The 11,792-nt window shown below is 60.0% G+C and carries 10 protein-coding genes; 3 read left to right on the top strand and 7 right to left on the bottom strand.

The genetic code is table 11. The features are described 5' to 3' along the window. Positions 1 to 12: 12 nt before the first annotated feature. Positions 13 to 1,074, top strand: coding sequence for a phosphotransacetylase family protein (locus BMZ24_RS03085; RefSeq protein WP_092189140.1), 1,062 nt, complete (start codon positions 13 to 15; stop codon positions 1,072 to 1,074). A gap of 326 nt (positions 1,075 to 1,400) precedes the next feature. On the opposite strand, the gene cimA is transcribed toward BMZ24_RS03085, so the two are convergent. Further along, the gene (gene cimA, locus BMZ24_RS03080) at positions 1,401 to 3,020 is read right to left on the bottom strand and encodes a citramalate synthase (RefSeq protein WP_092189138.1); all 1,620 of its coding nucleotides are present in this window, start codon (positions 3,018 to 3,020) and stop codon (positions 1,401 to 1,403) included. 334 nt (positions 3,021 to 3,354) lie between these two features. Continuing rightward, positions 3,355 to 4,479 carry a lipid-A-disaccharide synthase gene (lpxB, locus tag BMZ24_RS03075; protein ID WP_092189136.1) on the bottom strand — a complete coding sequence of 375 codons (1,125 nt, stop codon included), beginning with the start codon at positions 4,477 to 4,479 and terminating at the stop codon, positions 3,355 to 3,357. 82 nt (positions 4,480 to 4,561) lie between these two features. On the opposite strand from lpxB, the gene BMZ24_RS03070 reads away from it, so the two are divergent. Next, a complete protein-coding gene (locus BMZ24_RS03070) occupies positions 4,562 to 4,945 on the top strand; it encodes a VanZ family protein (RefSeq protein WP_092189134.1) in 384 nt (127 codons plus the stop codon). After that, the gene (locus BMZ24_RS03065) at positions 4,942 to 5,892 is read left to right on the top strand and encodes a hypothetical protein (RefSeq protein WP_092189132.1); all 951 of its coding nucleotides are present in this window, start codon (positions 4,942 to 4,944) and stop codon (positions 5,890 to 5,892) included. The genes BMZ24_RS03070 and BMZ24_RS03065 overlap by 4 nt, the downstream gene beginning before the upstream one ends. Before the next feature lie 968 nt (positions 5,893 to 6,860). Here the strand turns inward: BMZ24_RS03065 and pnp are convergent. The 5 genes from pnp to rbfA all read right to left on the bottom strand — a co-directional run bounded on the left by pnp (position 6,861) and on the right by rbfA (position 11,788). Beyond that, entirely contained in the window at positions 6,861 to 9,068 is a 2,208-nt protein-coding gene (gene pnp, locus BMZ24_RS03060) for a polyribonucleotide nucleotidyltransferase (RefSeq protein WP_092189130.1), read from the bottom strand. A 184-nt stretch (positions 9,069 to 9,252) separates the two neighbouring features. Beyond that, positions 9,253 to 9,522 (bottom strand): 30S ribosomal protein S15, encoded by a 270-nt coding sequence (rpsO, locus tag BMZ24_RS03055; protein ID WP_092189546.1) that lies wholly within the window; start codon positions 9,520 to 9,522, stop codon positions 9,253 to 9,255. 64 nt (positions 9,523 to 9,586) lie between these two features. Then, positions 9,587 to 10,510, bottom strand: coding sequence for a tRNA pseudouridine(55) synthase TruB (gene truB / locus BMZ24_RS03050; protein ID WP_092189128.1), 924 nt, complete (start codon positions 10,508 to 10,510; stop codon positions 9,587 to 9,589). Then, entirely contained in the window at positions 10,507 to 11,469 is a 963-nt protein-coding gene (locus BMZ24_RS03045) for a DHH family phosphoesterase (RefSeq protein WP_092189126.1), read from the bottom strand. Before BMZ24_RS03045 ends, truB begins: the two co-directional genes overlap by 4 nt. Then, entirely contained in the window at positions 11,444 to 11,788 is a 345-nt protein-coding gene (gene rbfA / locus BMZ24_RS03040; protein ID WP_092189544.1) for a 30S ribosome-binding factor RbfA, read from the bottom strand. Before rbfA ends, BMZ24_RS03045 begins: the two co-directional genes overlap by 26 nt. Positions 11,789 to 11,792 lie beyond the last annotated feature (4 nt).

The following is an 11,792-nucleotide window of genomic DNA, read 5'->3' as shown; positions in this document are numbered from 1 at the left end:
TCGGGAGGGAATATGGTAGGAATTTATGTAGGGGCGACGTCCGGTTATTCCGGGAAAAACATGATTGCCATGGGGATCGGGCTCAAACTGCAAAAAGAGGGCTACCGGGTCGGTTACATGAAGCCGGTGGGTGCCTTGCCGCAGGAAAAGAACGGAGTGCTGGGCGATGCCGACGCATTTTTCGTTCAGGACATCCTGGGGCTCTCCGAGAATCCCGCCCTGGTCACTCCCGTGGTCGTGGACCAGGATTTCAAGATGAAGGCCTTCACGGGCAAGTGCGAAGATCTGATGCCTCGCATCAAGACTGCCTACGAAGAGCTCGGCAAGGACAAGGATGTCATGATCGTGGCCGGTTCCGGCAGCATGTATTCGGGCAAGTACTGCGGTGTGGACGGGATCAGCGTGGTCAAGTCCCTCGGGATCAAGTCCATCATCATCGATCGCTACGTCAAAGAGCTCAATTACGACTACCTCATCGCCATGAAGGAACTGCTCGGAGAGCAGCTTCTGGGCGTACTTCTGAACGACATTCCCCCGGCTTTCAAGGAAGAGCTTGATTCGCTTCTGCATCCGTTCATGGAGAGCAAGGGTATCAAGATTCTGGGCAAGATCCCGTCCGATCCGCTCATGGGCGCCATCAAGGTCGCGGATCTGGCCGACCGTCTGGGCGGCAAGGTCATTACCGCCCAGGACAAGTCCGAGCGGGTGGTGGAGAATTTTCTGATCGGCACCATGCAGGTCGAAAATTTCATGACCCATTTCCGCAAGAGCAAGAAGTCCGCGATCATCGTCGGCGGAGACCGCTCCGATGTTCAGCTGGTCGCCCTGGAAGGGCAGTGCCAGTGCTTGGTGCTGACCGGCAATCTCTATCCCAACGACATCATCATGACCCGGGCCGAGGTTCTCGAAGTGCCCATCGTGGTCGTTCGCGACGATACCTTCACCGTGGCCAAGAAGATGGAAGCCATCCTGTCGCGGCACAAACTGCGTGATGTGATCAAGATCCAGCACGGCTCCCAGCTGGTCAGCTCCATCATTGATTTCCAGTACATGAAGGAAAGTCTTGGGATCTAAAAACTTCGGACCCCATGCCAAAAGGAAAAAGCCCCGTGAAATCGGGGCTTTTTTTTTCGGGTGGCGCGTTTCGGTACTGGCCAGGCAAGGTCTGCCGGAACTCCCTCGCCGGCTTCGTAATGTTTCCCCGTCTTGAACTTTGGGCAGCGGGCAGGGCACTGTCCGTCACGCGGCCGGGAAACAAACGATGCCTGGCTCTGTCAGACAGCCGACAGCCCTTGCCTGGCCAGCACCTGAACGCTTGCGGTTGCGTGCAGGTGCCCCACCGCCTGCACGTCGGAGGCATTATTTTCGGGTGGCTCGTTGCGCATCGGGCCGCTTTACCGTCAGATTTCCCGGATGGCCTGGGTCAGTTTTTTCTGGTCGTCCTTGAAGAGCTTGTAATTGATGGAATCTTCCAGCGCCTGGCGGCTGGCCTCGATGATATTGTAGGATACGCCCACCGTGGTCCAGCGGCTCTTTTGATCCCCGGATTCGATGAGCACCCGCACCACGGCCGCTGTTCCGCCGTGCCCGTCTTCGCGGACCGATCCGGTCAGGACGCGAACCTTGAAGTCCAGGAGACGCATTTCGCCAAGGTTGGGGTAGAAGCGCTCCAGACCCTTGCGTAGCGCGCAGTCCATGGCGTTGACCGGACCCTTGCCCGTGGCCGCCGTGTGCTCGATCATGCCGCCGACGCGCAGCATGACCGTGGCCTCGGTGAAGGGTTCCATCCCCTCGGTGAAGACCGAGTCCATGATGCGAAAGCTGATCAGCCTGAAATAGTTGCGGGCCCGCCCCAGCACGCGGTTGACCAGAAGCTCGTAGGATGCTTCGGCGGCCGAATATTCGTAGCCCTGGTCCTCGCGGTTCTTGAGTTCGGTCAGCAGCTCAAGGACAAACGGGTCGCCCTTGTCCAGTTCGAATCCATACTGTTTGGCCTTGAAAAGGATGTTGGACTGCCCGGCCAGGTCCGAGAGCAGGATGCGTTGCTTGTTGCCGACCAGTTCGGGTTCGATGTGTTCGTAGGTGCGCGGGTTGCGGCGTACGGCGGCGACATGCACCCCGCCCTTGTGCGTAAAGGCCGACTGCCCCGTGTACGGCTGGCGCTTGAAGCAGCGCAGGTTGGCCACTTCGGCCACAAAGGCCGAGGTGTCAGTCAGGCGCTCCAGATGCCCCTCGGGCAGGCAGGAATATCCCATCTTGAGTTCCAGGTTGGCGATGATGGAACAGAGGTTGGCGTTGCCGCAACGCTCCCCGTAGCCGTTCATGGTGCCCTGGACCTGAACGGCCCCGTGCCGGACGGCCGCCAGGGAATTGGCCACGGCCAGCTCACAGTCGTTATGGGCGTGGATGCCCAGGCGCGCTTCGGGCAGGCGTGTACGCACCGCGTCCATGATGGCGGCGATCTCCTCCGGCAGGGTGCCGCCGTTGGTGTCGCAGAGCACCAGGAGATCCGCACCGGAATCCAGCGCCGTGCCAAGGCAGGAGATGGCGTAGTCGGCGTTCTTCTTGTACCCGTCGAAGAAATGCTCGGCATCGTAGAAAAGCTCTTTGGCGTGGGGGCGCAGGAAGGCCAGGGAGTCCCGGATGAGTTCGAGATTGCGCTCCAGGGTGATTTTCAGGGCATCGGTGACGTGGATGTCCCAGGTTTTGCCGAAGATGGTCAGCACCGAAGCGCCGGAATCGATGAGCGCGAGCAGATTGGCATCGTTCTCCGCCGAGACCTTGGCTGCATGGGTTGAGCCGAACGCCGCCAGCCTGGCCGTGCTGAGCTGGTACTGCTGCATCTCCGCGAAAAAGCGTTTGTCCTTGGGGTTGGAGCCGGGCCATCCGCCTTCGATGTAGGCCACCCCAAGCTGGTCGAGCTTGGTGGCGATGCGCAGCTTGTCCTCTGTCGAAAGATTGAGTTCCTCGGACTGGGTGCCGTCACGCAGGGTGGTGTCGTAGATTTGAATGGTGTTCATTGAGTTCCTGGCGGTGTCCGCCGGCCGTGTGGCCTGGTGTTCATGGTTGCATGCCCGACGGGCCTGAGTTTGCCATTTTTGCATGAAAAAAAGCCCCCGGACCTTGCGGTCGGGGGCTTTGCTCTTTTGTGGATATCCGCTTGTGCAGACGCGTCACTCCCCCGACCGTGATCCTGGAATCACGGAAATGAGAATAATAATGGAAATGGGGGTAGCGATGTTTTTCATGTTTGTTTCCTGTCTGCGTAGATGAACAATGGAGAATCGATTGTCAAGCCTGATCTTTGCTTCCCCGGGCTTGCTGCAAGATAGTCACCCGGCTGACGGCGGGCTTTCAGGTCCTGCGCATGGTGTCCAGGACGATTTTTGCCGCGCGCGACGTGGCCCCTCCGTTGCCGAGCAGGGCGGGCAGAGCGCCAAGCCGGTCGAGAACGCGGGCCCGGGAAGGCGTCTCCTCGATCCATTGCGCCACGGCGGCGGCAAGGGCCGCAGGGTTGGCATCGTGCTGCAGAAATTCCGGGAAGACGGGTTCGTCCAGAATGAGGTTCGGCAGGGAGATGAAAGGCACCTTCACCAGCATGCGCCCCAAAAGATAGGTAAGGGGGGAAAATCTGTAGGCCACGGCGGTGGGCACTTCTAGCAGGGCCGTTTCCAGCGTCACGGTGCCCGAAGCGGCCATGATGGCCCGGCAGGAGCGCATGAGTTCGTAACGGGAGGAGCTTTTGACCAGGGTGACCGGAGTTTTCGAGACCCAGCAGCGGTTGATCAGTTCCCGGTCCATGCCGGGAGCCACGGGCAGCACGAATTCCAGATCCGGATAGCGGGCGGCCAGCAGGGCGGCGGCGCGGGAGAAAATGGGCAGCAGGGACGTTATTTCGCGTTTGCGACTGCCGGGAAGGATGCCGATTCGGTTGTCGTGGCGGCGGACATTCATGATCCGGGGCGTTTTGATGGAGTCAAGCAACGGGTGGCCGACATAGTCGATGGACATGCCGTGACGGGCGTAGAATTCGACTTCAAACGGGAGGATGGAGATCAGTCGGTCGACGTGGCGTTGCAGGAACTCAACCCGCCCCTCCCGCCAGGCCCAGAGCTTGGGGCTGATGTAATATACGACGGGAATGCCCAGGCGTTGCGCGATTCGGGCCACACGGAAGTGAAAATCCGGGGCGTCGATGACCACCACCACATCCGGACGGGATGTTGCCAGCTGGCTTTCAAGGGTACGCAAGAGGCCCATGATTCTGGGGAGTTGTGCCAGGACTTCGGTGAAGCCCATGACCGACAGGGCCTCTGTGCACAGCCTGGCCTCGACCCCTTCTTCACGCATGGCCGGTCCGGCCATGCCCAGGAATCTGGCATCCGGGCACTGGTCACGCAGGGCCTGAACCAGAAGCTGGCCATGCAAATCGCCGGAAGTTTCTCCGGCATTTATCCAGATGGTGGGCGTGTGCGTCATGGGATGGCAATAGTTCTTTGGCGTCAAAATAACAAGAAGCCCGAACCCTTGCCCTGTCCGGACCTTTGGAATAGGTGAGGCCATGCGTGAAAATACGGTCATCTTCCTGCACAAATTTTTCTGGGCGTTCTATGTGCTTGCCCTCATCGTCGGTTCCCTGATCCCGGTGAATATGTCCAGCGCACCGGAACAGAGCGACAAGGTTGTTCATTTCCTGGCCTATGCCCTGATGGCTTCTTTTTGGCCCTCGTCCTGGAGACGCTCCTGGCTGACGGCGTTCTGTCTTGCCGGCGGACTTGGATTGCTGCTCGAGTTTGCACAGGGGGCGTTGCCCACGGGACGATTTTTCGATCCGTGGGATGCCGTGGCCAACGCCATGGGAGCCGGGGTTGGCGTCGGCGCGGTTTTAGTGTGGTCCCGATCAGCGGGGCGAAATTTGTTTGAAGGCATGAGGCGCAAGGCATGAGCGCGGCTGAATTGTGGGCGCAGATCCTGTGGCCTCTGTGCAAACTGATCGGCCTTGTTTCCGTGGGACTTTTTGTCGGCAACCTGATCGAGGCCATGCACTGGACCCGTTTCATGGCGCGTCTGGCCAATCCTCTGACCCGCATCGGGCGCATGTGCGAAATTTCCGCCGCCAGTTTTTCCGTGGCCTTTGTTTCCGGCGTCACGGCCAACACCATGCTGGCCGAAGCGTACGACCAGGGCCGACTGTCCCGCCGTGAACTCATCCTCACCAATCTCTTCAACAGCTTGCCGACCTATTTCTTGCACCTGCCGAGCATGATCTTTATCACCGTGCCCATCCTCAAATCCGCAGCTGTGGTCTATCTTGGCATCACAGTGGGGGCGGCGTTGCTGCGCACGGTTCTGATTCTTTTCATTGGCCGGATTCTGCTGACCGGGCTTAACCGCTGCCATGCCATGGACATGCCCGCCCAGGAAAAGCTCGTGGCGCGGCAGGTCTTGCAGAAGACCTGGAGTCGTTTCAGGCGACGCATCAAAAAGATCGTGATGATTACCGCGCCCATTTATGTCGGTGTTCATTTCATGAACAAGCTTGGCATGTTTGCGGTCGTCGAGCATTTTCTGGCCGAGCACATGAGTGCCATGTCCTGGCTGCATCCCAAGGCCATGGGCATCATTGTCTTTCAGCTGGCCGCCGAGTTTTCGGCCGGCATGGCCGCCGCCGGCGCTCTGCTCGACGCCGGGTCCATGTCCGTGCGCGACGTGGTCATCGCGCTCATTGTCGGGAACGTCCTGTCTTCACCCATGCGGGCCTTCCGGCATCAGTTTCCCTACTACGCAGGCATTTTCAGGCCGAAACTGGCCTTGGAACTCATCTTTTGCAGCCAGGGTTTTCGCGTGGCCAGCCTGATTTTCTGCGGAGCCGTGTATTATTGGATGAGTTGAGGGGGGCGTTTCGTGAAGTCGGACCGGGGGGGAATATATAAAAACCTGGAAAACACGGCTGATTTTGCGATACGCGGCCCGCTGGCGGCATGGCCTTGAGCCCCGCCGGAACTCCCTCACCGGCCTCGTAGAGTTGAATCGTTGCGTGCAGGACAGAAAATCCAGTCGGTACATTCGGCAACGATTCAACAAACGATGCCTGGCTCGGTCAGACAGCCGACGCGTCTCAAGGCCATGCCGCCAGCGGACCTTGAGACCTGTTGGAACGTTCTCGCTGGCCTCGGAGGGATGAAGCGTTGGGTGCAGGGCAAAATATATAAATTTAAAAAACACGGCTGATTTTGCGATACGCGGCCCGCTGGCGACATGGCCTTGAGCCCCGCCGGAACTCCCTTACCGGCCTCGTAGAGTTGAATCGTTGCGTGCAGGACAACAAATCCAGTCGGTACATTCGGCAACGATTCAACAAACGATGCCTGGCTCGGTCAGACAGCCGACGCGTCTCAAGCCCATGTCGCCAGCGGCCCTTGAGACCTGTTGGAACGTTCTCGCTGGTCTCGGAGGGATGAAGCGTTGGGTGCAGGGCAAAATATAAAAATTTAAAAAACACGGCTGATTTTGCGATACGCGGCCCCCTGGCGACATGGCCTTGAGCCCCGCCGGAACTCCCTCACCGGCCTCGTAGAGTTGAAGCGTTGGGTGCAGGACAGAAAATCCAGTCGGTACATTCGGCAACGATTCAACAAACGATGCCTGGCTCGGTCAGACAGCCGACGCGTCTCAAGGCCATGTCGCCAGCGGACCTTGAGACTTGCAGGAACGTTATCGCTGGTTTCGGAGGGATGAAGCGCTGGGTGCAGGGCGGAGAATTCAGCCACTACATCCGGCGGTGATCCGAGACGCGATGGATGACCGGCAAAATGAGAGCCAAAAAAAACCCGGAATTTCCGGGTTTTTTTTGATTTGAATTAACGACGGCGTGGTCCACCGCGATCTCCGCCTCGGTCTCCGCCGCGCGGGCGGTCGTTACGCGGGCGGTCGGAGCGGGGCTGAACCGGTTCGGGTTCTTCACCCAGTTCTTCCAGGATGATGGCCTTGCGGCTGAGCTTGATGCGCCCGGAAGGCTCGATGTCGATGACCCGGACGCGGATGGCGTCGCCTTCCTGAACCACATCCGTCACCACGTTGACCCGGTCGCGGGCAAGCTGGGAGATGTGGCACAGGCCCTCAAGTCCGGGCAGGATTTCGATGAACGCGCCGAAGTCCATGATCTTCTTGACGATTCCGTCGTAGTCCTTGTTCAGCTCGGCCTTCTGGTCGTAGTAGAGGACCATTTCCCGGGCCTTGGCCAGGGAGGTCGAATCCGGAGCGAAGATGGAGATCTTGCCCGAATCGTCGATATCGATGTCGGCGCTCGTGGCTTCGCAGATGGCCTTGATGTTCTTGCCGCCGGGTCCGATGACTTCGCGGATCTTGTCCTGGGAGATGTGCACGATGTCCATCTGCGGAGCAAATTTGGACAGCTCGCCTCTGGGCGCGGCGATGAGCGCTTCCATCTGGTCGAGGATGTGCACGCGTGCGTCCTTGGCCTGGTGCAGGGCTTTCTGCATGACTTCGGCCGGGATGCCCGCGATCTTGATGTCCATCTGGATGGAGGTCACGCCGTCACGGGAGCCCGCGACCTTGAAGTCCATGTCGCCGAGGTGGTCTTCGTCACCGAGAATGTCGGTCAGGACCAGGTACTCGTCGCCTTCCTTGATGAGACCCATGGCGATGCCCGCAATGGGAGTCTTGATGGGCACGCCAGCGTCCATGAGCGCAAGGGTGCCGCCGCAGACGGAAGCCATGGAGGACGAGCCGTTCGATTCCATGATGTCGGAGACAACGCGGATGGTGAACGGGAACGCGTCCGGCGCGGGCAGGACGGGATTCAGGGCCCGTTCGGACAGGGCGCCATGGCCGATTTCGCGGCGTCCGGGAGCACGCAGCATGCGCGCTTCACCCACGCTGTACGGCGGGAAATTGTAGTGCATGAGGAAGCGTCTGGATGTGTCGCCGGCCAGGGTCTCTATGCGCTGCTCGTCGCGGGTGCTGCCAAGGGTGCATGTGCACAGGGCCTTGGTCTCGCCGCGCGTGAAGATGGCCGAGCCGTGGGTGCGGGGCAGAAAACCCACTTCCATGATCAGGGGGCGGACCGTGGTCAGGTCGCGGCCGTCGATGCGGATCTTGTCCTTCATGATGCGCTGGCGGACGATCTTCTTTTCCAGCTTTTCCATGATCTCGCCGACACCCCTGACGCGTTCGGGTGTTTCGGCAAATCTGGCTGCCAGGGCTTCCATCAGATTCTGCTTGACCTTCTTCTTGGCATCGCGGCGATCCATCTTGCCGGGCACTGCCAGGGCTTCGGTCAGGGGCGTGGTGGCGAGTTCGGCCACGACGGCAATCAGTTCCGAGTCCTCGGCCGGGGGAGTGACCGTGAACTTCTCTCTGCCAAGTTCCTTGCGCAGCTCTTCCTGAACATCAAGCAGGGGTCCGAGCTGGGCGTGTCCCCAGGCCACGGCTTCGGTCATGATGTCCTCGGACAGGAACTGGGCCCCGCCTTCGACCATGACCACCGCGTCGCGCGAACCGGCCAGGATCATGTTCAACTGGCTTGTGGCGAGCTCGGATGCCGTGGGGTTCAAGAGGAACTGTCCGTCGCGGTAGCCGACGCGGATGGCCGCGATGGGTCCGGCAAAGGGGATCTCGGAGATGTGCAGGGCCGTGGAAGCGCCGAGCATGGCCAGGATGTCGGCGGAGCGCTCCTTGTCCGAGGAGATGACCGTGGCGATGACCTGGATCTCGTTGGTGCAGCCCTTGGGGAAGAGCGGACGGATGGGACGGTCCATGAGCCGGGAGGTCAGGGTCTCGTGTTCGCTGGGGCGGCCCACTTCGCGGCGGAAGTAGTTGCCGGGAACGCGGCCTGCGGAATAGAGCATTTCCTGATAGTTGCAGGTCAGGGGAAGAAAATCCACGACCCGGTCCAGGGCCTGATGGGTGGCCGTGACCAGAACGACGGTGTCGCCCCACTGCACGGTCACGGCGCCGCTGGCCTGGAGCGCGAGCTTGCCGTGTTCGATGATGATTTCACTGTCGCCCATAGGGATGGTGCGTCTGGTGGTCTGAAAAGCTGCCATGATTTGCCTCGTGATGGTTTGGGCACTCCCTGTCGAGGGCAGCGGGCGGCGGGTTTGGTGTTTAGTGCATGGTTCAACCGGGGTTGGGCCATGCACTAAACACAAAACCGCAGGCATGTGATGCTGCCGGGAGCGCGGTTCAAAAAAAGGGCAGGCGGGACCATTGGTCCCGCCTTAAAGCTGTCTACTTGCGCAGACCGAGTTTCGCGATCAGATCGCGGTAACGCTGAATGTCTTTGTTCTTCAGGTAATTCAGAAGCTGTCTGCGTTTGCCGACGAGCTTCAGCAGACCTGTGCGGGAATGGAAGTCCTTCTTGTGACCTTTGAAGTGGTCAGTGAGGTACGTAATCCGTTCGGTCAACAGGGCTACCTGTACTTCAGGAGACCCGGTATCAGTTTCGGTTTTGCCATATTCCTTTACAACTTCAGCCTTGCGTTCAGGGGTTAAGACCACAGCCATATCCTCCGGTTATCATGTTTCTTCCACCTGACCATATCCACTTTGCGAACCAGAGTTTTCAGGCTTGCCAAAGCCCGCGCAGGATGGCCCATGACAGGACTCCCGCGCGCATGCCCGCTTCCATTAGGGCCAGGGGGGCCCTTTCGGCGGAGAGCATGAGAGCCCGGTCCCCTTCCTGGGCCGGATAATCGGGAAAAAGGCTCGTCGGCAGCCATGCCCCATTCTGCACCAGCGCGGCCTGTTCGTGACTGAGCACAAGCTTGGGCCAGTGGGGCAGGGCCTGGGTCATGGGCAGGACCAGCTCGTGGAGCAGATCCTTGCTTTCCAGCACTTTTTCCAGATCATGAGCCTGGGCGAGGGTGAACGGGTGGCTTGCCTCCCGCTCCAGTTCGCTGAGCACCGCTCCGCACCCAAGTCGCATCCCCAGGCTGTGGGCCAGGGAGCGGATGTAGGTTCCCGCGGAACAGGTGACTCGAAAATCAAGACTCGGCAGCTCCATGGAGAGCAGCTGCGAATCGAAAATTGTTACATCCTTGACCTTGACCGGAACTTCCTGTCCGGCCCTGTGCAAGGCATACAGGGGCTTGCCCTGGTGCTTGGCCGCCGATACCGGGGGCACTTCCTGGCTGATGGTTCCCTTCCAGCCGAGCACCTCGGCCCGCACTGCCTCCGGGTCCAGGTGTTCCCATGGCGCTTCGGCGAGAACCTTGCCTTGCGTATCGTAGCTGTCCGTGGTCTGTCCGAGGATCAGGCGCCCCCGATAGGTCTTGCGGCCATCGACCAGATAGCCGGCCAGCTTGGTGCCCTGTCCGAGCAGGACCACCAGAACTCCCGTGGCCATGGGGTCGAGGGTACCGGCGTGCCCGATTTTTTTCTGCCCCAGGCGGCGCTTGATCTGATTCAGGCAATCGGCCGAAGTGGGACCTCCCGGTTTATGCAAAACCAGCACCCCGTCAAGTTGTTTCAGTGACGGTGCGCTCATGACTTGCCCAGCTCCTCGGTCACGGCCTGGATCATGGTCGCCTTGGCCTGCTCCATGTCCATGAGCAGGGTCCCGCCGGCGGCGTTGCGATGCCCGCCTCCCCCAAAGCGGAAGGCCACGGTTTGCACGTTGGTGCTGCTTTTGGAACGCAGCGAAAATTTGATGCCCTGTTCTTCCTCGCGCAGGCTGATGGCCACCTGTACCCCGTTTACGTAGAGGACGGTGTTGACCAGTCCTTCGGTATCCTCGGGGCCTGTTCCAGTCTGCTCGAAGAGTTCACGCGTAAAGCAGATGAGGCTGATCTGCCCGTCCGCGTACAGGCGGGCCTGTTGCAGGACAGTGCCGCGCATCTGAAGCTGGCTGAGCTTTCCGGTGGATTGCTTCTGTTCGTGGAAAGGTCCGGGCAAAAGGCCCAGGCGCAGGATTTCTGCGGCCATCTCCAGGGTTTCGGGTCGGGTGTTGTTGAAACAGAAGTCCCCGGTGTCGGAAATGAGCGCCAAATAGACATATTCGCCCAGCAGGCCCACCAGCGGGACTCCCAGCTTTCGGGCCAGCATGCCGACCATTTCGCCCACCGATGACGCACGCTGTTCGACCCAATTCAGGGTGCCGAACATGGGGTTGCCCAGGTGATGGTCGATGTTGAACACTTTCTTGGTCTTGAGCCACGGCGCGATGAGTTCTCCGGCCCGTTCGGCGCTGCCGCAGTCCAGAACGATGAGGTTGTCCGGCTCTTCCTCGGGCAAACGGGTCAGGATCTCGCGTTTGGGCGTGAGCCATTCAAAGCGACGGGGGATGCCGGACTCGTTGAAGAGGACCACCTTCTTGCCCAGGGCGTCGAGAAGTTCTCCCATGGCCAGCATGGAGCCCAGGGCGTCGCCGTCCGGGGAAACGTGCGCGAGGACAAGAAAATTGTCCGCGTCCCGCAGTTGCTCAGCTATCTGTTTCAGGAGGGGCATCGTACACCATGTCTTCGAGGAAGGTGTCCCACTTGAATCGCAGGTCCGGGATGCCGCGCAGGTTGAGCTCCTTGCTCAGCCGCGAACGCAGAAAACCCTTGGCATGGTAGAGCGCCTTGGTGATCTCGGGCTCTGCCGCGCGTCCGCGCAAGTGGGTGTAGAGGACCTCGGCAATGCTGAAATCCCGGTTCAGGCGCACTCCGGTGATGGTTACAAGGGCAAGGGTCGGGTCCTCGACCTCCTGAATCAGGAGCGAGGCCAGGACCTGCATGATCTGATCGCCCATCTGTATGGCGCGTCTCGAATTGCTTCTTTGCATAAAA

Origin of the sequence: Desulfomicrobium norvegicum (genome assembly GCF_900114595.1) — a bacterium.
Lineage (GTDB): Bacteria > Desulfobacterota > Desulfovibrionia > Desulfovibrionales > Desulfomicrobiaceae > Desulfomicrobium > Desulfomicrobium macestii.
This window is presented reverse-complemented; position numbering and strand designations above follow the sequence as displayed.